Origin of the sequence: Undibacterium sp. 5I2, assembly GCF_035019605.1 — a bacterium.
Taxonomy (GTDB): Bacteria; Pseudomonadota; Gammaproteobacteria; order Burkholderiales; family Burkholderiaceae_D; genus Undibacterium.
On the sequence record NZ_JASJVS010000013.1, the window covers coordinates 1 to 21,984 of the forward strand.

At 53.1% G+C, this 21,984-nt stretch carries 12 protein-coding genes, 2 tRNA genes, 2 rRNA genes and 1 pseudogene; 12 read left to right on the forward strand and 5 right to left on the reverse strand.

Annotated features, from left to right (window positions below; genetic code table 11):
• Positions 1–417 precede the first annotated feature (417 nt).
• From QN359_RS06665 to QN359_RS06680, 4 genes are all read left to right on the forward strand, one after another.
• A 23S ribosomal RNA gene (locus QN359_RS06665) occupies positions 418–3,293 on the forward strand.
• Positions 3,294–3,464: 171 nt separating this feature from the next.
• Positions 3,465–3,577, forward strand: a 5S ribosomal RNA gene (rrf, locus tag QN359_RS06670).
• Between the two features lie 205 nt (positions 3,578–3,782).
• Positions 3,783–3,858, forward strand: a tRNA-Val gene (locus QN359_RS06675).
• Positions 3,859–3,892: 34 nt separating this feature from the next.
• A tRNA-Asp gene (locus tag QN359_RS06680) sits at positions 3,893–3,969 on the forward strand.
• A gap of 139 nt (positions 3,970–4,108) precedes the next feature.
• Here the strand turns inward: QN359_RS06680 and QN359_RS06685 are convergent.
• A complete protein-coding gene (locus QN359_RS06685) occupies positions 4,109–5,017 on the reverse strand; it encodes a recombination-associated protein RdgC (protein ID WP_322250340.1) in 909 nt (302 codons plus the stop codon).
• A gap of 156 nt (positions 5,018–5,173) precedes the next feature.
• Between QN359_RS06685 and QN359_RS06690 the strand changes: the two are divergent.
• The 7 genes and pseudogenes from QN359_RS06690 to QN359_RS06720 all read left to right on the forward strand — a co-directional run.
• Positions 5,174–5,659 (forward strand): annotated as a pseudogene (locus QN359_RS06690) (DUF6622 family protein); the annotation flags it as partial.
• Positions 5,660–5,796: 137 nt separating this feature from the next.
• Positions 5,797–7,509, forward strand: a complete 1,713-nt coding sequence (gene argS / locus QN359_RS06695) for an arginine--tRNA ligase (protein ID WP_322250342.1) — start codon at positions 5,797–5,799, stop codon at positions 7,507–7,509.
• Positions 7,510–7,566: 57 nt separating this feature from the next.
• Entirely contained in the window at positions 7,567–8,217 is a 651-nt protein-coding gene (locus tag QN359_RS06700) for an SPOR domain-containing protein (RefSeq protein ID WP_322250343.1), read from the forward strand.
• Positions 8,218–8,303: 86 nt separating this feature from the next.
• Positions 8,304–9,005, forward strand: a complete 702-nt coding sequence (locus tag QN359_RS06705; RefSeq protein WP_322250344.1) for a thiol:disulfide interchange protein DsbA/DsbL — start codon at positions 8,304–8,306, stop codon at positions 9,003–9,005.
• 58 nt (positions 9,006–9,063) lie between these two features.
• A complete protein-coding gene (locus QN359_RS06710; protein ID WP_322250345.1) occupies positions 9,064–9,840 on the forward strand; it encodes an SDR family oxidoreductase in 777 nt (258 codons plus the stop codon).
• On the forward strand, positions 9,833–10,690 hold the full coding sequence (locus QN359_RS06715) for a helical backbone metal receptor (protein ID WP_323493561.1): 858 nt from the start codon (positions 9,833–9,835) through the stop codon (positions 10,688–10,690). The genes QN359_RS06710 and QN359_RS06715 overlap by 8 nt, the downstream gene beginning before the upstream one ends.
• 345 nt (positions 10,691–11,035) lie before the next feature.
• Complete coding sequence (locus QN359_RS06720) at positions 11,036–13,369, forward strand: TonB-dependent receptor (RefSeq protein WP_322250347.1); 2,334 nt, start codon at positions 11,036–11,038, stop codon at positions 13,367–13,369.
• A 75-nt stretch (positions 13,370–13,444) separates the two neighbouring features.
• Here QN359_RS06720 and QN359_RS06725 read toward each other — a convergent pair whose 3' ends face one another.
• From QN359_RS06725 to QN359_RS06740, 4 genes are all read right to left on the reverse strand, one after another.
• Positions 13,445–13,858: a response regulator gene (locus QN359_RS06725; protein WP_322250348.1), complete on the reverse strand. Its 414-nt coding sequence runs from the start codon at positions 13,856–13,858 to the stop codon at positions 13,445–13,447.
• Positions 13,855–18,300 (reverse strand): EAL domain-containing protein, encoded by a 4,446-nt coding sequence (locus tag QN359_RS06730; RefSeq protein ID WP_322250349.1) that lies wholly within the window; start codon positions 18,298–18,300, stop codon positions 13,855–13,857. The genes QN359_RS06725 and QN359_RS06730 overlap by 4 nt, the downstream gene beginning before the upstream one ends.
• Before the next feature lie 123 nt (positions 18,301–18,423).
• Entirely contained in the window at positions 18,424–19,563 is a 1,140-nt protein-coding gene (locus QN359_RS06735; RefSeq protein ID WP_322250350.1) for a methyl-accepting chemotaxis protein, read from the reverse strand.
• Positions 19,564–19,819: 256 nt separating this feature from the next.
• Positions 19,820–20,713, reverse strand: a complete 894-nt coding sequence (locus tag QN359_RS06740) for a DMT family transporter (protein ID WP_323493214.1) — start codon at positions 20,711–20,713, stop codon at positions 19,820–19,822.
• 173 nt (positions 20,714–20,886) lie between these two features.
• Here QN359_RS06740 and QN359_RS06745 point away from each other — a divergent pair, with 173 nt between their 5' ends.
• Positions 20,887–21,975 (forward strand): catalase family protein, encoded by a 1,089-nt coding sequence (locus tag QN359_RS06745; RefSeq protein ID WP_322250351.1) that lies wholly within the window; start codon positions 20,887–20,889, stop codon positions 21,973–21,975.
• Positions 21,976–21,984 lie beyond the last annotated feature (9 nt).

Below are 21,984 nucleotides of genomic sequence, written 5' to 3' on the forward strand. Positions count from 1 at the left end.
CCACCAAGAAATAGCAAACCTAAGTCAGCGAATGAGTAAGACGCAGAGATTTAGGTTTGATCTTTCAAAGCGAAAGTCAGAGTAATAAGTAGTATCTCGTTCTTTAACAATTTAGAAGAAGTAAAGTAGAAATAATCAAATTATTTCTGTAAAGGATAACATCGGAAGATGTTGTCGTTCGGTATGACGACAGTCATGCTGGATAATTTATGGAAGGGTTATGATTGTATCGAAACAAACAATGTATTAAAAAGAGTTTGATCAAAAGCAGCCGAAAGGCAGTTTTAGAAAAAAATAAATTCTTGAGATACGGCAAACGCTAAAGTAATACTCATAAGTAGTAAAGAACTATAACCGCTTTCTGGCGATGAACCTGGTTTCAGCAATGAAACGAGACGCCAGAAGCTAAAGTTATAGGGACAAGTGACTAAGTGCACATGGTGGATGCCTTGGCGATATCAGGCGATGAAGGACGTAGTAGCTTGCGATAAGCTGCGGGGAGTGAGCAAACACACTTTGATCCGCAGATTTCCGAATGGGGAAACCCGGCCGTAAGGTCATTGCATACTGAATACATAGGTATGCAAAGCGAACGTGGCGAACTGAAACATCTAAGTAGCTACAGGAAAAGAAATCAACCGAGATTCCCAAAGTAGTGGCGAGCGAAATGGGAAGAGCCTGCAAGATTTAGCATTTTTGATAGACAAACGCAATGGAAAGTGCGACCAAAGAGGGTGATAGTCCCGTAGTCGAAATCATCAATGTGGAACTAAGCTTGCGACAAGTAGGGCGGGACACGTGAAATCCTGTCTGAACATGGGGGGACCATCCTCCAAGGCTAAATACTCGATATCGACCGATAGTGAACCAGTACCGTGAGGGAAAGGCGAAAAGAACCCCGGGAGGGGAGTGAAATAGATCCTGAAACCGTGTGCATACAAACAGTAGGAGCGGACTTGTTCCGTGACTGCGTACCTTTTGTATAATGGGTCAGCGACTTACATTCAGTGGCAAGGTTAACCGCATAGGGAAGCCGTAGAGAAATCGAGTCCGAATAGGGCGAATCAGTCGCTGGGTGTAGACCCGAAACCAAGTGATCTACTCATGGCCAGGTTGAAGGTGCGGTAACACGCACTGGAGGACCGAACCCACTAATGTTGAAAAATTAGGGGATGAGCTGTGGGTAGGGGTGAAAGGCTAAACAAACTTGGAAATAGCTGGTTCTCTCCGAAAACTATTTAGGTAGTGCCTCTTGTATCACCGTCGGGGGTAGAGCACTGTTATGGCTAGGGGGTCATCGCGACTTACCAACCCATTGCAAACTCCGAATACCGACGAGTGCGAGCAAGGGAGACAGACATCGGGTGCTAACGTCCGGTGTCAAGAGGGAAACAACCCAGACCGCCAGCTAAGGTCCCAAAGTATAGCTAAGTGGAAAACGAAGTGGGAAGGCTAAAACAGTCAGGAGGTTGGCTTAGAAGCAGCCACCCTTTAAAGAAAGCGTAATAGCTCACTGATCGAGTCGTCCTGCGCGGAAGATGTAACGGGGCTAAGCTATACACCGAAGCTGCGGATATCCATTTATGGATATGGTAGGAGAGCGTTCTGTAAGCCTGCGAAGGTGTCTTGTAAAGGATGCTGGAGGTATCAGAAGTGCGAATGCTGACATGAGTAGCGATAATGGGGGTGAAAAGCCTCCACGCCGTAAGCCCAAGGTTTCCTGTTCAACGTTCATCGGAGCAGGGTGAGTCGGCCCCTAAGGCGAGGCAGAGATGCGTAGCTGATGGGAAGCAGGTTAATATTCCTGCACCGTCGTATGATGCGATGGGGGGACGGATCGCGGAAGGTTGTCCGACTGTTGGAATAGTCGGTTTCTGGCTCAAAGAAGGCGCTTAGGCAAATCCGGGCGCGGAATTCAAGGGGTTGGGACGAGTGCACTAGTGCATGAAGCAATCGGAAGTGGTTCCAAGAAAAGCCTCTAAGCTTCAGTCATACGAGACCGTACCGCAAACCGACACAGGTGGGCGAGATGAGTATTCTAAGGCGCTTGAGAGAACTCGGGAGAAGGAACTCGGCAAATTGGTACCGTAACTTCGGGATAAGGTACGCCCTTGTAGCTTGACTGCCCTGCGGCAGAAGGGTGAAGGGGTTGCAATAAACTGGTGGCTGCGACTGTTTAATAAAAACACAGCACTCTGCAAACACGAAAGTGGACGTATAGGGTGTGACGCCTGCCCGGTGCTGGAAGATTAAATGATGGGGTGCAAGCTCTTGATTGAAGTCCCAGTAAACGGCGGCCGTAACTATAACGGTCCTAAGGTAGCGAAATTCCTTGTCGGGTAAGTTCCGACCTGCACGAATGGCGTAACGATGGCCACACTGTCTCCTCCCGAGACTCAGCGAAGTTGAAATGTTTGTGATGATGCAATCTACCCGCGGCTAGACGGAAAGACCCCATGAACCTTTACTGTAGCTTTGCATTGGACTTTGAATCGATCTGTGTAGGATAGGTGGGAGGCTTAGAAGCGTGGACGCCAGTTTGCGTGGAGCCATCCTTGAAATACCACCCTGGTTTATTTGAGGTTCTAACCTTGGCCCGTTATCCGGGTCGGGGACAGTGCATGGTAGGCAGTTTGACTGGGGCGGTCTCCTCCCAAAGTGTAACGGAGGAGTTCGAAGGTACGCTAATTACGGTCGGACATCGTGATGATAGTGCAATGGCATAAGCGTGCTTAACTGCGAGACTGACAAGTCGAGCAGGTACGAAAGTAGGACATAGTGATCCGGTGGTTCTGTATGGAAGGGCCATCGCTCAACGGATAAAAGGTACTCTGGGGATAACAGGCTGATTCCTCCCAAGAGTTCATATCGACGGGGGAGTTTGGCACCTCGATGTCGGCTCATCACATCCTGGGGCTGTAGCCGGTCCCAAGGGTATGGCTGTTCGCCATTTAAAGTGGTACGTGAGCTGGGTTTAAAACGTCGTGAGACAGTTTGGTCCCTATCTGCCGTGGGCGTTGGAAGTTTGAAGGGGGCTGCTCCTAGTACGAGAGGACCGGAGTGGACGAACCTCTGGTGTATCGGTTGTCACGCCAGTGGCATTGCCGAGTAGCTATGTTCGGAAGAGATAACCGCTGAAAGCATCTAAGCGGGAAACTCGCCTTAAGATGAGACTTCCCAGAGACTAGATCTCTTTAAAGGGTCGTTCGAGACCAGGACGTTGATAGGCTGGGTGTGGAAGTGCAGTAATGCATTAAGCTAACCAGTACTAATTGCCCGTAAGGCTTGTCCCTATAACCTTAGCAGGTATAGGCTACGAGTGAGTTAATGAAGTGTTTGCCGGAATGTTCGGTACAAATCATAACCAAAAAATAATAACAAGATTATTAAGACTTTACTTCTTCTGAATTGGATTGATTGCGTGCCTCAGTGTAGCGAGGTGCACAATGAATCAACAAGTTATGCCTGATGACCATAGCTAGTCGGCCCCACCCCTTCCCATCCCGAACAGGACCGTGAAACGACTACGCGCCAATGATAGTGCTGCAACCAGTGTGAAAGTAGGTTATCGTCAGGCTTCTATTCTGCATGCCCCCGTTCTCTTGTGAGAGCGGGGGTTTTGCTTTTAAGTGAGAATGGTGGATTTTGTAAGTGCTATCGCAGTAATTAGCGTGAAATACTTGACGAAGACCACTAGACAAGCAGTGCAGTTTGTAATACAATATTGCTTCTGTAGACGTGGTGACACACGTTGAAGAGTTTATCTGAATAAGCATGAATATGGGTGCTTAGCTCAGTTGGTAGAGCGGCGCCCTTACAAGGCGTAGGTCGGGAGTTCGAGCCTCTCAGCACCCACCACAGATAAACGAAGGCAGCCAGGTTAAGTTGTTTCGGAGTGGTAGTTCAGTTGGTTAGAATACCGGCCTGTCACGCCGGGGGTCGCGGGTTCGAGCCCCGTCCGCTCCGCCAGTAAAATAAAAAGCCGTTTGCGTAAGCAAGCGGCTTTTTCCACTATTGCGGAAGCAAGCCAAAAGTTTGTTTCAGAAATATGCACAAAAAAAAGACGAACCTGACTCGGTTCGTCTTTTTTGCTTTGTGCACGCAGGAATCAAGCCGCTTTGGCAGCGTCGAGTTCGCCGTCGAGCGAGAAGACGATGTCATCGAGCATCTTGGCCAGTTCTGCCGTCATCAGCATGAAGTCGCTGTCGAGACGGGCATCTTTGTCGTTGCCTGATTCTTTATCTTCGTCGAGGATGTCGAGCGGTTTGATGCGCTTGATCGCCAGCGTGTCGGTCAAGACGAAGCTGATGCGGTCATCCCAGGTCAGGGCTAATTTGGTGCATTGCTTACCGGCCGTGATGTGTTTGAGTACATCTTCGGCATCTATACTGTGGTGCACATAGCGCACCGTGGCTTTGTCATCTTTCGATGACTTCAATTCCGTATCTTGATCGATGGTGAAACCTTTCGGGGCTTCATTGGCCAGCAACCAGCTCGTCATTGCCGCCTGAGGTGAGGATTTGACGCGTAAGCCTTCCAGCGGCAGCTTGTCGCAGCACTTGAGCAGCAGTTTGATGACTTCATCGGCCCGTGCCGGGCTGGCAGCATCGACGATGAGCCAACGGTTGAGCGGATCGATCCAGACTTGGGTGTGGCGAGTGATGGCAAAGGCACGCGGTAATAATTCATCGGTCACGCGCTCTTTTAAATCTTTCATGGCTTTGCGACCTGGTGCGAAACCTTGTTGTTCTTCGAGTTCGAGTGCACGGGCTTTGGTGACTTGATTGATCACGCTCGAAGGCAGTAATTTTTTCTCGGTTGCCAGACTGAGCAGAAATTGCTCGTTGACGCTGTGTACCAGCATGTCGTTGCCGCGCGGCGAAGCCCATCCCTGACTTTGCATTTCATTGGAGGCGCAATTGGCGAAGGCGATTCTGGACAACTGCGCATTCAATTCCAAGGCGCTGATGTGCCACGGCGCGTTAAGACGAAAAACCTGTAAATTCTTGAACCACATAGCATTTCCAAATGGAGAAAAGCTCACATTCTACACGCCCAGACCATGCAACTGAGGCCATAAAGCCGTGCCTTCGCGACATTTTCGCGCGCTTTATCGCATTCATCTCGTATCGCGACATCGTAGCGGCAATACTGGCAACAACTTACAAACAGGGAGAACAACATGTTGCAGCAAATCTTGATACACACACCGATCTGGGTCTGGGCTTTGTTAGCATTTTTGATCAGTCGCGGTTTCCAGGCCAGTCAGGACAGGGAAGTCAGCGTGCGCAAGGCAGTCATCATGCCCTTGCTGATGGGTGCCTTGTCTTTGCAAGGTTTGATTGGGCATTTCGGTGTGCAATGGGCCTCGCTAGGGAGCTGGGCTGCGGCAGTCGCGTTGGCCATACTGGTGCTGCTGCCCCTGCAAACAGCGGGCGCGCTACGCAAGCTGTCGGGCCAATTGATTTGGATACGTGGCAGTTGGATACCGATGGCGCTGATGCTGAGTATTTTTATTCTGAAGTATGCAGAAAATATCGCCGTCGCGGTACAGCCGGCATTACGTGACGATAGCGGCTTTGTTATCGTGTGCAGCGCGGTATTCGGTATCATGAACGGGGTCTTTTTTACTCGCTTGCTGGCAATTTTAGCCTGGTAGCACCATCGAACGGGCCTGAGGCTGCGCAAACTGTGTGAGTCCTGCAGATGCAGCCGGACATGGCGCGGGGGAGACAGTATAATGAGGACTGTCCTTATTTAGATTAGTTGTGCTAAACGCAACGATCCCTATGCGCCATGTTAGCTGAACAAAAACAAGAAATTCTCCGCCTCTTGCAACAAGCTGTTGCGCCTTTGATTGCCGATACCAGCGTGTCGGCCAATGTCTTGCTGGAACGTCCACGCGATGCGGCACATGGCGACATCGCCTGCAACATCGCCATGCAGATTGCCAAGCCTTTGCGCAAAAATCCGCGTGAGATTGCCCAGCAGATCGTTGCTAGTCTCGAAGCTGCGGCGCATCCTTTGATTGCTGCGGTGGAGATCGCCGGTCCCGGTTTCATTAATATCCGCTTGGCAACTGCCGCCAAGCAAGCCATCGTGAAAACCGTGCTGACGGCCGGGGTTACCTATGGTCAGAGCCGGCGCGGTGCCGGTCAAAAGGTGGTGGTCGAGTTTGTCTCGGCCAATCCTACCGGTCCGCTGCATGTCGGCCATGGTCGCCAAGGTGCGCTCGGTGATGCGCTGGCGGCTTTGCTCGATATCCAAGGCTATGCGGTTACCCGTGAGTTTTACTATAACGATGCCGGTGTACAGATCGCCAATCTCGGCTTGTCGGTACAGGCGCGTGCCAATGGCCATGCGCCGGGCGACCCGGCGTGGCCGGAAACGGCTTACAACGGTGATTACATCGCCGAGATCGCCCGCGATTTTCTCGATAAAAAAACCGTTTCGGCCAGCAATGGCGTGCCGGTCACCGCCAACGGCGACGTCAACGACCTCGAATCGATACGCGCGTTTGCGGTCACTTACTTACGTCGTGAGCAAGACAGCGATTTGCTGGCTTTCGGTGTGAAATTTGATCATTATTATTTGGAATCGTCTTTGTATGTCGATGGCAAAGTGGCCGCCACCGTTGCGGCACTCACGGCTGCCGGTAAAACTTACGAGCAGGATGGCGCATTGTGGTTACGTACCACCGAATACGGCGATGACAAAGATCGCGTGATGAAGAAGTCAGATGGCACCTATACGTATTTCGTGCCGGATGTGGCTTACCATGTGAGTAAATGGGAGCGTGGCTACCGTCAGGCTATCAATATTCAGGGCAGCGATCATCACGGCACGATCGCGCGCGTGCGCGCCGGTTTGCAAGCGCTTGATGTCGGTATCCCACAGGGTTATCCCGACTATATCTTGCACAAGATGGTGACGGTGATGAAGGACGGTGCCGAAGTCAAAATTTCCAAACGCGCCGGTTCATATGTGACGGTGCGCGATCTGATCGACTGGTCAGGTAATGGCGATGTGGTGCGTGGTCGTGATGCCGTGCGGTTTTTCCTGATCTCGCGCAAAGCCGATACCGAGTTTGTATTCGATGTCGATGTCGCGCTGTCGCAGTCGGATGAAAATCCGGTTTACTATGTACAGTATGCGCATGCGCGGATTTGCTCGGTGTTGGCACAGTACTCGACTGAAGAAGCCGGTTTTGCCGCACTTGCCGAGGTCGATTTGACACCATTGACGGCACCGCGTGAAGCCAGTTTGCTGGCCAAGCTGGCAGAATACCCGGAAGCGCTGGAACGCGCACTCGACGAACTTGGTCCGCATCAGGTGGCGTTTTATTTGCGTGATCTGGCCGGTGAGTTGCACAGCTATTACAATGCTGAACGGGTGTTGGTCGATGACGAGGCGGTGAAATTGGCGCGCTTGGCATTGATGCTGGCGACGCGTCAGGTGATACGCAACGGTCTGGCTTTGATCGGCGTGTCGGCACCACCGAAAATGTAAGTGGCTGCGGCCCTTGCCTCTACCTTGAATCGAACAGCTTTTTTTTGCCGGAGACGCATGAAACCTCATTCTTCACGATTGCAACGCCAACTTGGCAATACTTTGACCGGACTGATCATCGGATTGGTGATCGGTCTGGGCATCGCGGTTGCGGTGGCATTGTTGATTACCAAGACCAGCACGCCTTTTACCAATAAAGGCTTGAAAACTGATAAAGCCGATCAACCCTCAGTGCAACTGCAAGATCCGAACAAACCTTTATACGGCAAAGACACGGCGCATGATATCGCCAAAGTCGCGCCGGAGACCGCACCAGCGGCAGCAGCAGTGCCGCATGCCGCGGCCAAGCCCGATGAGTTGACGGCGAATCAGTTGGCCAATAGCCAAGCGGTGAAGGCGACCGAACCGAAAGTTGCGGCACCGGCAGCAAAACCGCCGGCAGCAGCGCCGACGGCCGAAGTGAGTGATGATAAATATACGTATTCGCTGCAAGCCGGGGCCTTCAAAGAGCAAGCCGATGCCGAGAGCGCGCGCGGAAAATTAGCCTTGCTCGGTTTTGAAGCCAAGGTGACGGAAAAGACTTCGGATACCGGCACCATGTACCGGGTACGGATAGGACCATTCGGCAGTGTTGAAACAATGAACCGAACTCGTTCCAGATTGTCTGAGAATGGCGTCGATGTGGCGGTAGTAAGAACAGTGAAATAATTACCACCGGGTGTAGCCCATGCAGCGTCTGGACTTGGATTTGCTGCGGCTGTGCCTGAGTGAATGACATTTTTAAAGGAAAAATAATGCGTGTATTGAGTCAAGTGCTGCGTGGATTGTTATTACTCGGTTTGGGTTTCTTAGCCAGTGGGGCAGGCGCGAGTCCGGCCGCACCGCAAAGCGGCGTCGAGTATCGGGTATTGAGTCGTACCCAGCCCACCGAGAGTGGGAAAAAAGTTGAAGTCATCGAATTCTTCGGTTATTTCTGCCCGCACTGTAATGCTCTTGAGCCGGTGATCGCCGAGTGGGTGAAAAAGCAGGGTGACAATATCGTCTTCAAACGCGTGCACGTGAATTTTCATGGCTTGGTCACGCAACAGAAGCTGTACTTCACTTTGGAAGCGATGGGTAAAACTGAGGAATACCATGCCAAGGCATTCAATGCCTATCATGTTGAACGTAATCGTTTGCAAAGCGATGCAGATATCATGGAATTCGTTGCCAAATCGGGAATCGACAAACAGAAGTTCTCCGATATTTACAACTCTTTCGCCATCAGCAGCAAGCTCAGCCGCGCTACCCAACTGATGGAGTCGTATCAGATCGACAGCGTGCCGACCATCGCTATCGATGGCCGCTACGTTACATCTCCAGCGCAAGCGGTTTCGACCGTGACGCGGGTGAGCGAAGATCAGCAAAACCGTGCCGTGATCCAGGTATTAGACTTCCTCGTCGCCAAGGCTGCCAAAGAAAAATTATCGGCAGCACCGGCTACGGTCAAGAAGTAAGCTGAGAAGTTGAACATCGGTCCGCCAACTGGCGGACTTTTTTTTGAGTGGAGAGACCATGCAAGCAGTGTTCATCACCGGTGCCTCATCGGGAATCGGGGCCGCCTTGGCGGCAGCCTATGCCGAGCAAGGCGCCAGCCTGGGTTTGGTGGCGCGGCGTGGCGAGCAGTTGCAACAACTGCGCGCCAGTTTGGCCCATCCCGAGCGGCACTCTGTGTATGCGCTCGATGTGAATGATCACGCCGCTCTGGCGGCAGCGGCGGCAGATTTCCTGGCCAAAAGCGGCCGCGTCCAAGTTGTCATTGCCAATGCCGGTATCTCGGTCGGCACGCTGAGCGCCGAGCCGGCGGATCTGGCGGTGTTTGAACGGGTGGTGGCGACCAATTTGACGGCGACCGTGGCGACCTTCACTCCCTTCATCGCTGCCATGCAGAACTATGCCGCTGACACGCCATGCCGTCTGGTTGGTATCGCCAGTGTGGCAGGCATACGCGGTTTGCCCGGTGCCGCTGCCTACAGTGCTTCGAAGGCAGCGGTGATCAGTTATTGCGAGTCCTTGCGGGTGGAATTGAAACGCTCAGGCATTCGGGTGGTGACGCTGGCACCCGGTTATATTGATACGCCGATGACCGGGAAAAATGCCTACACCATGCCGTTTCTGATGCCGGTGCAGCGCTTTGCCACGCTGGCCTTGCAGACGATTGCCCGCGGTCGCAGTTACCGCGTGATTCCTTGGCAAATGGGGCTGGTGGCAAAATTACTGCGCCTGCTGCCGAACTGGCTCTATGATTGGGCCATGCAGAAGGCACCGCATAAGGCGCGCGCCGATGGATGATGTCACTGCTGCCACCGCTGCCACCGCTGCCACCGCTGCCACCGCTGCCATTGCGGCCGGTCTGACCGACGCGGCCGGTACGCGCCATCATCCGGTGGCGGCCCGTGACGCGCGCATTGTTTGCCTGGTGCCGTCCTTGACGGAATTGCTGTGCGATTTGGGTTTGTCCGCGGCCGTGGTCGGGCGTACCGGGTTTTGCATCCACCCGGCGGAAAAGGTGGCTTTGATTCCTAAAGTCGGCGGCACCAAAGACGTCAATATAGAAAAAATCCGTCAGTTGGCACCGACGCATTTGATCGTTAATATCGATGAAAACGAGCAGCCGACGGTGGCCTTGTTGGCGCAATTCATTCCCCACATCATCGTCACCCATCCACTGCTGCCACGCGATAATTTGGCGCTGTATCGTTTGTTCGGCGCGCTGTTTGAGGTGATGCCGGCGGCGCAGCATCTATGCGCCGAATTTGAGTTAGCGTGGGCGCGCTTGCCTGTGGCTGCACCCCGACAAACGGTGGTGTACTGCATTTGGCAAGATCCGTGGATGACGGTGTCGGCCGCCACCTATATTGCAGCGATGCTGGCGCTGATCGGTTGGGAATGCTGGACGCCAAGCGACGACACGCGGCGCTATCCGGCCTTCAGTTGGAACTCTGCCATGCTCGAACAGATCGATTTGGTCTGCCTCTCGACCGAGCCGTATCGTTTTACTGCCGTGCATGTCGATGTTCTGGAGAAGCAGCTTGGTAAGCCGGTCTTGCTTATCGATGGAGAGCGACTTTCTTGGTATGGCAGTCGCGCCATTGCCGGCCTGGGCTATCTGGGGCAGTTATGCCGTGGTGAGTCTGAATAAACTGAAAATAATTTGTCTAATATCAAATTGAATCAGTATAAATAATTTTCATAAAACTTATCTGCCGGCTAAGTTTCAACATCCTTACCACAGTCATACGGCGCGCTGCTTTGTAGCTGCTCAGCACTATGCTATCTTTTTCCTCCTGTTCGTCCATATTGAGAACGATTTTCCGACGCATGGTATCTGTGCACCATTTTGCTGCCTGATGGCCAGCCGGAATAATTTTTGCTTATACAAAAGACATAAGGCCGCGTCGTCGAAATTTGCACAAATGTGTAGCAATTTCGCGGGGCGGCATAATTTTTGTCTTCTTTTGGTGCTCTTAACGATAAAGGTATGACCATGGTGAATACATATAACGGCAAGCTGCTCTGTATCGCAGCGGCAGTCTCGTCGATTTTTGCCAGCCCAGCATGGGCCCAGCAAAGCAGTGACACAGCAACGCCGAATGCGAAGCGCTCGGATCAAATCGAAACCGTCACAGTGACGGCGCAAAAACGCAAAGAAGACGCCAGCAAAGTGCCGCTGAGTATTTCCGTCATGAAGGGTGAAGAATTGGCTGGCCAACACATCACTGACCTCAGCGATGTGACGCGGGCCGTGCCGAATGTGTCGTTTTCCGGTGCCAGCGGTTCCGGTTCCGGCTTGAGCAATATTGAAATTCGCGGCGTCAGTTCTTCGGCCGGTTCCAGCACGGTTGGCGTGTATCTCGATGATGTATCGATGACGACGCGCAATCTATACAGTTTGGGCAGCGCCGAACCGAAATTGTTTGATATCGATCGCATCGAGGTGCTGCGTGGTCCACAAGGTACTTTGTATGGTGCCAGTTCGATGGGCGGCACGCTCAAATTCATCACCAATCAGCCTGATTTGAAAGAGCGCGATGGCACGGTTTCTAGCGAATTCTCGTCGACCAAGGGTGGTGGCACCAACTATACGGTCAATGGCGTCTACAACTTGCCGCTGATTAAAGATGAACTGGCGCTGCGCATCGGTGTGCAACAGGGGCATAACAGCGGCTTTGTCGACCAAGTTTCGCCGACTACCCGCAAGGTGATCAGCAGCGGGATCAACAGTGAAGACAGTTCGGTATTACGCGCCGCTTTGAAATGGATGCCGACCCGTGATTTGGCGATTACACCTTCGGTGTTGTACCAAGAAGTGAAGTCGAAAGATATTGACGCATTTTATCTGGCCTTGCCCGGTAATCAAACCGCGAAGACCGTGCGCGAGCCGGGCACCGACAAATTGGTCGTGCCTAGTGTGACTGTCAATTACGATATGGGCTTTGCCGATCTGGTCGCGGTGTCGAGTTATTTCGCACGCGACTTTAATCGCACCCAAGACGGCACTACCGTCAACAGCGCCTACATCGGTGGCGTCATCAATGCCGCAGCAACGGCACCGGCCGGTCTCGGTGATGTGGTCGCGGGTTTGCCATCGGCGGTGTATCTCAATAATAAGGTGCGTCAGTTTTCGCAGGAAATTCGCTTGGCCTCGAAGCCGTATGATGGCAGCGCCGCGGCCTCGCCTGTGACCTGGATAGGTGGGGTATTTTATTCGAATTTGAAAACGGATGTGGTCGATAACGAGCCTGTATTCGGCATCAATACCGCATTTAAGAATGCCGGTGCCAGCATCAGCGATCCGGCCATCTTGGGTTCCGCCTTCCCGGGCGACAATTCGTATTTCAGCGCACGCCATTACAAGACCACGCAAACGGCCTTGTTTGGTGAAGCCACGTATCACTTCAGCCCAACTGTCAGTGCCACGGTCGGCGCGCGCTATTTACGCGCCACCGATTCGCTCTCGCGCGATGGTGACTTGTTCTTTGCCGGTGGCCCGACACATTCCGATGCCAGCTCAAATTTCAATGCGACGACACCGAAAATTGCTTTGTCTTGGCAAGTCGATCCGAATAACAGTGTGTATGCCAGCGCGGCTCAGGGTTTCCGCTTAGGTGGACAGAACCGCGCGATTCCGGCGGCCGTCTGTGCTGCCGATTTTAAAAATCTTAATATTACGGCGGCCCCGACTTCGTTCGATCCCGATAAATTGTGGAGCTATGAAGTCGGCAGTAAATCGCGTTTGATGGGCAATCGCGTTTCGCTCAATGTGGCGGCGTTTTACATCGATTGGAATCAGTTACAACAGGATATAGTATTACCGGGTTGCGGCTTCGATTATGAAACCAATGTCGGTAAAGCCAAGAGTTATGGCTTGGAAGTGGAAATGAAGATCAAGCCGACTTCGAATATTTTGCTTGGTTTGTCAGCCGGGTACACGAATGCGAAATTGGCCACCGATGTGCCGTCGATCGGCGCTTCCTCGGGTGATCCTATCCAAGGCGTGCCGAAATACAATGCCAGTCTGACGGGTCAGTATAATTTCGATGTCACTAACGATGTCTATGGTTTTGCGCGCGGTGCGGTGCATTGGGTAGGTGCCAGCCATGGTAGTTTGACGCATACCGATCCCGATTATTTGCGTCCGGCTTATAACACGGTCGATGCCAGTGTCGGTGCCAGTTACGGCAATTGGGAAGTTTCGTTGTTTGCAAAAAATCTGCTGAATAACGAGAAGGTGATACAACGCCCGAATGTGCAATCTGTGAATGAAGGTTATCGGGTTCGTCCGCTGACGATAGGTTTGAGTTTGAACGGAAAAATCTGATCGTTTTAATGTGACTCGGGCTGGCCCGGGTTGCTAAACAAGGCTGCGCGAACTGAGAAGTCGCGCAGCCTTGTTTCAGGCTTCAATCAATTTTTTGATGGTACTTTGCAGCATATGTTTTTGCAGTGGCTTTTCCAGAGTCCCTAAAAAATTTTGCCGCGCCAGTTGTGCCACTAAGGAAGCTGAGTACAAAACTTTCGCACCCTGGCCAGACATCAAAATCACGCCACCTTGGTACTTGCGTTCGCTGAGCTCTTTCATCATTTCAAAGCCATCAATTTCCGGCATTTGGATATCGCATAACAGTAAATCCGGTTTGCGTTCGCACCGGTCGAATTCTTGTAAACCCAGCCGGCCGCCGAGCGCGGTACTGATGTGCTTGACGCCAAGTTCGCCCAAGAGGTCAGAAACGAAGTCGATTTGAAAATCATCATCGTCGATGACCATCACATGCAGGTCTTCACAATTGAGGGGGAGTACGCTAGTCATGGCTTATCCTTTAGGGGTAGTTGGGTGCTGCCAGTTTGCAGCAAGCGCTGATCCCAGTCGGCTTTCCAGTCGACGAAGGCAGCGGCGGCCATGGGTTTGGCGATGAAGTAGCCTTGCACTTCATCGCAGCCTGAATGGGCGATCAGATCCCAATCTTGTTGTGTCTCCACGCCTTCAGCGACCAAATTGAGGCGGAATATTTTACCTAATTGTATGCTTGATCCGAGAATCGCGCGCGCCGCTTCATCATCGGTGGCACCGTTGACAAAGGCGCGATCGACCTTGAGTTCGGTGACTGGCAATTGCTTGAGATTTTCCATGGTTGAAAAGCCGGTGCCGAAGTCATCGATCGATAAGCCGAAGCCCTTGAGACGCAGACGCGTCAAAATTTCCAGACTGAGGGTGAGGTTGTCCATCAAGCGGCTCTCAGTCAATTCCAGCGTGATCTGCTTGGTTTCAATTCCCGCGCTGGTGACGATGTGTTCAAATTGTTCCGGTAAATCGGCTTGGTCGAGATCGTCCATCGAGACATTGACGGATAATTTGAAACTTTGCCCGAACTGCTGCCACAGGCCGAGCTGCTGGGCGGCTTTGCGCAGCACTTCGTGGGTCAGTTGATTGATCATGCCATGCGCTTCGAGCACCGGCACAAAACTGGCCGGACCGATGATGCCGCGCTCGGGATGACGCCAGCGTGCCAGACATTCTGCCCCGACCACATGCCAGTTAAGCACCGAGACTTTCGGTTGGTAGAAAATTTCGACGCAGCCGTTTTCCAGACCGTGTTGCAGCTCTTCGAGTGACAGCGCCGCTTCTTTTTGACACGGGATGCGTGCCGGACGCGATTGCTGTTGCTGTGCCAAGGCGAGTTCGAGCGCATCGGCTTGCAAAGGCTTTTTCAGCGCGCCGAGCAGATGCAGGCCATACGCTTTGACCAGACTCTCGGCGGCCTTGAGCAGGTTGTGGTCGACGCTACTGACCAAGATGACCGAACCTTGGAAGCCGAGTTCCGCGATTTGACGTAAGAAGGTAATACCATCCATGCCATGCAGATGTAAATCACACAGCAGCAAATCGGGTTGGTAGGTGCGTAGCATGGTCAGGGCTTGATGCCCATCCATGCACGAGATGATGCGCGTGACACCGAGTTGACGCAAAAAACTGTTGGCGATCTCGATATGATTGGCATCGTCTTCCAGTACCAGCACATGTAATTCTGCATTGGCCGCGCGGCGCCGCGCCGCGCGTATGGCTGCCGCGGAGACAATGGCTGGATCGCCTTTGGCATCGACATAGCGTTGCACGAAGTGGGCGATTTGGCTATGCCAATCGTGCAGCGAGCGCACGATTGCCAATGCTGCCGTGCCATCGGTATCGTCGTGCAGTTGTTCCAAGCGATGGCACAGATCGGCAAATTGATGCGCCCCGACGGTGCGCGCGCTCGATTTGAATTTGTGGCCGAGCGCGGCCAGCGCGAGCTGGTCGCGGCTGGCGCAGGCGGCATCGAGTTCGAGCAAGCCCTGTCGGGCCGAGTCGACGAATTTGTTGGCGAACTTAGAGATTTTTTCCGGTACCGGCCCCAGTTGTTTTTCCAGTTCGCGCAAATCGATGCAGAGATCAGGATCGATCTCGCTTTGGCGAAGCGCATCCGGACTGTCGGCGCTGCTTGCGACGGCCGGCGCATCTGACAGCCAACGCACCAGGGTCCGATACAAGATGGCCGGTTCGAAGGGCTTGGCGATGAAGTCATTCATGCCGGCCGACAGGCATTGCAGGCGGTCTTCGTCCATGGCATTGGCGGTCATGGCAATCACCGGCAGGTGGGCAAATTTTTCTTGACTGCGCAAGGCACGTGTCGCCGCTAATCCATCCATGACTGGCATTTGTATATCCATCAGTATGCCGTCGACCGTTTTTTTTGTCAGTAACTCCAGCGCTTGTTGGCCATTGCTGGCCAAGAGCACGGTGAGTCCGGCTGCTTCCAGCAATTCGGCGGCGATTTGTTGGTTGAACAGATTATCGTCAGCCACCAAGAGTGTGATGCCACCACGCTGTTTGGCCAACAGTTGTAATTCGCTCGGCTGGTATGATTCGGCTGGCGCGGGGGCCGCACAGGCAGGTGGATGGGCGGCATCCAGTTGTACTGAAAACCAGAAAATGCTGCCTTTCCCCAGTTCGCTGCTGACCCCGACTTCGCCGCCCATCAGGCGTGCGAGTTGGCGACAGATTGCCAGCCCCAGGCCGGTGCCGCCATATTTGCGGGTGGTGGAACTGTCGCCTTGTTCAAAAGTTTGGAACAGCTTGGCTTGCTGCGCCGGGCTCATGCCTATGCCGGAATCTTCGACTTCAAAGCGTACCAGGCTGGTATTGCCGAGATCTTGCACTTTGCGTACCCGCACCACGATCTCGCCATGCTCGGTGAATTTGAGCGCGTTGTTGGTGTAATTGATCAGAATTTGGCTGATGCGGTGCGGGTCGCCGTGCAGGTATTTTTCCAGCGTGGCATCGACGTCGAAACGAAAGCCGATGTCGCGGCCCGTGAGTTTGTTCCCCATCATGCTGGCCAAATCATTGAGCAAGTCTTCGAGCCGGAAGTCGAGTGCTTCGAGGGTCATTTTGCCGGCTTCGATTTTAGAAAAATCGAGTACGTCATTGACGATGTGCAGCAGATGTTGGCCTGAGAGTTGAATTTTTTTCAGGTAGTCTTTTTGTTTCGGATCGCTCGTCGCTGCCATCGCCAGATAGGTCATGCCCAGCACCCCGTTCATGGGGCTGCGAATTTCATGGCTCATGTTGGCGATGAAATTGCTCTTGGCTTCATTGGCCGCTTCGGCCAAGTGGCGCGCCTCGGCCAACTCGACGGTGCGGCTGACGACCAATTCTTCAAGGTGATGGCGATGGGTATCGAGCTCGGCTGCCAGACGTTTCTTTTCAGTGATATCTTCCTGCACCGAGACGTAATGGGTGATGCGGCCATCGGGCTGGCGCAGCGGGGTGATGATGGCGTATTGAATGATCACGCTGCCGTCGCGTCGCTGATTGTGAAATTCGCCGCGCCAGATTAATCCCTGTTTTAGCGTTTGCAACAGTGACGGAAACCAGGGATCGGGAGTGTGTTGCGAGCGGATGATGTTGGGCGTGCGGCCAATGACTTCCTCGCGCGCATAGCCGAAGGTGCGTAGAAATGATTCATTGACGTATTCGATACGTTGATGGATATCGGTAATGATCACGGTTTCCGGGCTTTGTTCCAGCGCCAGCGATAATTTGTGCAGTTGAGCATCGGCGTGGTGTCGTTCGGTGACATCTTGCACGATACCGGTTAGTCTGAGCACGCGGCCAGCGGTATTGACGGTACGGTTGCCGGGCATGGCCCAGATATGGCGGATGCTGCCGTCGGGGCGGACGATGCGATATTCAAATGGCGCAGCGAGGCTGTGATCTTTGATCGTATTTTTCTGATGCATCACGACGTTGCTAATGTCATCGGGATGGACGGTGGCCTGTATCATTTGTGCCATGTCGCCTTGGTATTGCGACAGGTCGCGCTGCCAAATCAATTCCATTTCTTTGGACCAAGTCAAACGCTTGAAATCAGGTTCCCAAACCCAGTGGCCAACATGCGCGGTTTGCTCGGCTTCGCGTAAATCCAGCTCGCTTTGGCGCAGCGCTTCTTCGGTGCGCTTGGCTTCGGAAATGTCGCGCGTAATGGCCAACAGCATTGCTTGCGTATTGGCATTTTCGTGCAAAGGCACCACATGGGTTTCCAGCCAGCGGCGCTGGCCGCGTAGGGTGACGATTTCAAATTGCAAGATGCTGCTGCCACCGGCCAGCACGGTATCGAACAAGGCTAAGAAGTCGGCCCGGTATTTGTGATCGACGAAGGCTTGCAGCGTATGAGCGCGCACTTGCTCGATCTGTTCAGCTTGCAGCATGGCCAGACCGGCAGAATTAATTTCGAGCAAATACGCCTGCCGATCGAGCACGATGACGCTGTCGGGTTCGGCTTCGAAAATGGCACGCAGTCTTTGTTCGCTCAGTTTCAGTTTGGCTTCGGCCTGGTGTTTGTATAAAGCCAGTTCCAAGCCGGTATGCAATTCGCGGTCGGTGAACGGTTTGATGATGTAGCCGAAGGCATCGGATTGTTTGACGCGCTGCAGGATGTCTGCGTCGCTTTGGGCACTTAAAAAAATGACCGGTATGCCGCACTCGGCACGAATGATATTGGCGCTGGCGATGCCGTCTTGTTCTCCGGCGAGCATGATGTCCATCAAGATGATGTCCGGTTGTAATTCCCGGGCCAGTACGGTCGCTTCTTCGCCATAGGCGGTAGCGGCAATGGCGACATAGCCGAGTAATTCGAGGCGAATTTGAATTTGCAGCGACAGCAATTCGTCGTCTTCGACGACTAATACTCTGGACTTGTGTTGGGGTAAAAGCATGCTCGCTCCACTGCACAAAGTAGGCTGTCAGATGACCGTAATGCAGAGCACGGGCCAGGCCCGACGCCATGTTGGACGTGCTGCGGGATGTGCCAGATTTTCTTGCGGTAGCTTGACAGCAAATTAAAAGAAAGTGATTTCGGAATCGTTGTTGGCGCTGCTGGCATCGGTGTTGCCATGATTGCGGTATTCATCGCTCATGGTGTAAGTCGACTGCAAGTCTGCCAACCATTGCTCGGTAGCCGGTAGCGCAATGTCACCGGCAAACGCGACGTTCGCTTGCATCTTGTTGATATCTTGACGTATCACGTCGAGTAATTGGCTGGTGCGATCTTGAAATTGCAAACTGACCAGCAGTTCTTCGATATTGCCGCGAATATGATTGCCATGAGCGCGCAAATCTTCGGCAGCACTGCCCATGGCTTCCACATGCGAGAGTACGTCGCGTACTACGGCACCCGAGACTTCCAGCACTTTGCTGTCTTGAATGGCGGCACGGTCGGCGGTCGTTAAGGCGGTTTTCATCACCTCGGCCACATTCTTGACGCGCTCGGTCATTCGTCGTCCGGTTTCGGCCGACATGTGCGAGAGCTTGCGCACCTCGCCAGCTACCACGGCAAAGCCGCGTCCATGCACGCCGACCCGGGCGGCTTCGATGGCGGCATTGATGGCCAGCAGATTGGTTTGCGCGGCAATTTGTCCAACTTCTTGGGCCATGGCATTGAGTTCATTGGTCGATTTTGCCAGATCGCGTATGCAATGCAGTAATTCGTCTTTACTTTCTATCATGTTGGAAAAAGACGACACCACCGGTGCCAGCTCTTTTTTGCAAAGTTGCAGCAAGGTGATTGTGGCGTCAGAGTTTTTTGAGCTGTCCAGATTAGCCACGCCACCAAAGCCGGCGGCATCGAATTCATTGACCATGGAAGCAAAGCTGCCGATCAATTCTTCTACTGCTGTTTGCGTTTGCTGTTTGACCGAGGCGACATGGGCATCCCAGAGCGGCAAGACGTGATGGACCAAATTCGGTAATTCCGGTGCCGGATCGTATTTGTGTACCGGACTATGCTGCTCTGTCAGGTTTTCACGCAGTCGTGCCGTATGTAGTGACCATACCAGATATATGCCGCAAAGCAGTATCAGCAAGCCAACCACGGTATTAAGCACAGTCAATGTCTGTGATAGCAGCGTCAGTGTGCCTGCTGCCAAGAGGAGCAATGCGAGCAGCAGATCGCCATGTTTACGGAAAGAAAAATTCTGCATGTTACCTATCCCAAAAGACACAGCATGAACTATTTGCAAACAAAAATGGCTGCGAAAACATATCTCGCAAGCAACCTATATTGTGGCCGAATTCAAGGAAATGCAATCTTTTTGTTAAAAGAGCATGGGTTTTTTTTCTCGACTGTGGGTGGCAGCCTTGTTGTAGTGTGCTGAAATGTGTGTTTTAGTCCACAATAAAGCCGTTAGTCGTTCTGTGATGCAATTTTTTGCGCTTTTCCGTGGGCGATGCTGCTGCTTATTTGCGGTTGGTTAACGCCACGCCGCCGATGACCAGTGCGCCACCGATGAGCATGGAAATCAAGATCGGTTCACCCAGCAATACGGCGGCGAAACTGATACCGAACACGGGCACGAGGTTGTTGAACACTGCGGTGCGGCTTGGACCAATGGCTTTGACGCCTTCGTAATACCAAACGAAGCCTAAGACCGTGCCGAAGATGCCGAGGTAGGCGAGCGCGGCAAGGTCTGGCCAAGTGATGAGGCCGCTGTCGAAGCGCGTCAATTCGGTGCTGGCACCTAAGCTGAGCAACAACAGCCCCCACAAGGCCGCGTAGGTGGTGGCGGCCAATGGCGACAATCCGGTCAGAGCGTGGCGGCCGATGATGGTATAAGCGGCCCAGGCGCAGATGGCGATGCTCATGAAGACTTCGCCGGGTCCGAAGGCTTGCGCCAGATCGTGCACGGCCGCGAGCGGATCACCGCGTGTGATGACGATGGCCGCGCCGATAAACGCTATTCCTATGCCGGCCCAGCGTTGGCCCCCCAAGCGCTCACCGAACAGGGTGGCCAGCGCGAGTGCCGTGACAATCGGGTTGACGGCAACGAACAAGGCGGTACGTCCGGCGACCATGTGTTCTAAAGCTGAGAAGAAACAAATATTGTACAAAAAGATGCCGGTGGCACCGAGGGCGAAGGTCGCTTGCATTTGCGCGCGCGTCAGTTTCGGCAAGCCGCCTTCACGTTGCCACGCCAGCGGCAACAGCACCGCGCTGGCAATGGCAAAGCGCAGCGCCGCAGCGATCATCGGTGGTATGTGGTTGGCCAGCAGGCGTCCGGCAATGAAGGTGCCACCCCAGCACATGGCGACGATGAGCAATTTGACATAGGTGAGAGTGGGAACTTTGATCACGGGAAATTTCGGAAAGGAAAGGTTTTCAAGCTTACATGAAAGCGCTGCCATTGGGACGGCGATTAGTTAGTGACAAAAAGTAAATTTTTGAGTGGACTTTGGAAAACCCGTATAAACTGAAGCTTAATTGATTAACATCAAGTTGGACTGCAACTTGTTTGACGAGGAAAATTATGCCGCCACCATTAGCCACGGAACAAATTCCCGCTGACGAGGAAAAATACGTCAGTGATTTGCGGCGACGTTTGCAAGCCAAAATTACCGCGCAATATCCGCAAGGTATCATGCGCCGCGACGCCCATCCCAAAATGCATGGTTTGGTGCGCGCGTATTTCATCGTTGAACCCGATTTGCCGGCGGCTTTACGGGTTGGTGTATTTAAGGAAAATCGTCGCTATAAAGCTTGGATACGCTTTTCCAATCAAAACGGGACGATACAGCCCGATATCAAAAGCGATATCCGTGGCATGGCGATTAAGCTGCTCGGCGTACCGGGTAAAAAATTAAGCGATACGACCGACGTCAGCGGTACCCACGATTTCATCCTCATCAGCAGCGATATCTTTGTGACCGCCAATGTGCGCGAATTTGCCGGTCTGATCAAAGCCATGACCAGCAATGTGCTTGCCATATTGTGGTATTTCGCCACGCATTGGCGGGTGGCCTACAATCTGTGGCATTCCATGCTCAAATTTGCCAACCCTTTGCACATCAGTTACTTCAGCACCACCCCCTATCTGTTCGGCGAGCAGGCGGTCAAGTATGCGGTGGTACCGAGCACGCGCACGATAGATAGCTTGCCGCATCCGGCCAAAGTGAATTTTTTGCGCGATGCGATGGTGGCGCAATTGACGCAAGAAGATGCCTTATTCGATTTTTCCGTGCAACTGCAAACCGATGCCGTGCAAATGCCGATTGAAGACCCGGGCAAGCTGTGGTCGGAGCAGTTGTCGCCATTTCGGAAAGTGGCGACGATACGGATTCCACGGCAGAGTTTCAACAGCGATATCCAGCGCCAATTCGGTGAGGATATGTCGTTTACGCCATGGCGGGCCTTGCCCGAGCACCGCCCACTGGGTGGCATCAACCGCGCGCGCCGCGTGGTGTATGAGGCGATCTCAGCGTTTCGCCACCAGCATAACCATTTGCCGCGCGAAGAGCCGCTGAGCTGGGAAATTCCCGGCTTGAATGCCGACGAGCAGCAAAACCAGAACAGCCGTTTTCAGTGGGGTAATACCACCACTTTCAAGTCGGAGGAGTAAGGCAAGTGT

What these genes read in the sequence shown, in the direction of transcription:
- QN359_RS06725 (WP_322250348.1), bottom strand. Translation starts at nt 13,858, where the DNA reads ATGACTAGCGTACTCCCCCTCAATTGTGAAGACCTGCATGTGATGGTC.
- argS (WP_322250342.1), top strand. Translation starts at nt 5,797, where the DNA reads ATGTTAGCTGAACAAAAACAAGAAATTCTCCGCCTCTTGCAACAAGCT.
- QN359_RS06715 (WP_323493561.1), top strand. Translation starts at nt 9,833, where the DNA reads ATGGATGATGTCACTGCTGCCACCGCTGCCACCGCTGCCACCGCTGCC.
- QN359_RS06720 (WP_322250347.1), top strand. Translation starts at nt 11,036, where the DNA reads ATGGTGAATACATATAACGGCAAGCTGCTCTGTATCGCAGCGGCAGTC.
- QN359_RS06730 (WP_322250349.1), bottom strand. Translation starts at nt 18,300, where the DNA reads ATGCTTTTACCCCAACACAAGTCCAGAGTATTAGTCGTCGAAGACGAC.
- QN359_RS06735 (WP_322250350.1), bottom strand. Translation starts at nt 19,563, where the DNA reads ATGCAGAATTTTTCTTTCCGTAAACATGGCGATCTGCTGCTCGCATTG.
- QN359_RS06745 (WP_322250351.1), top strand. Translation starts at nt 20,887, where the DNA reads ATGCCGCCACCATTAGCCACGGAACAAATTCCCGCTGACGAGGAAAAA.
- QN359_RS06700 (WP_322250343.1), top strand. Translation starts at nt 7,567, where the DNA reads ATGAAACCTCATTCTTCACGATTGCAACGCCAACTTGGCAATACTTTG.
- QN359_RS06705 (WP_322250344.1), top strand. Translation starts at nt 8,304, where the DNA reads ATGCGTGTATTGAGTCAAGTGCTGCGTGGATTGTTATTACTCGGTTTG.
- QN359_RS06710 (WP_322250345.1), top strand. Translation starts at nt 9,064, where the DNA reads ATGCAAGCAGTGTTCATCACCGGTGCCTCATCGGGAATCGGGGCCGCC.
- QN359_RS06685 (WP_322250340.1), bottom strand. Translation starts at nt 5,017, where the DNA reads ATGTGGTTCAAGAATTTACAGGTTTTTCGTCTTAACGCGCCGTGGCAC.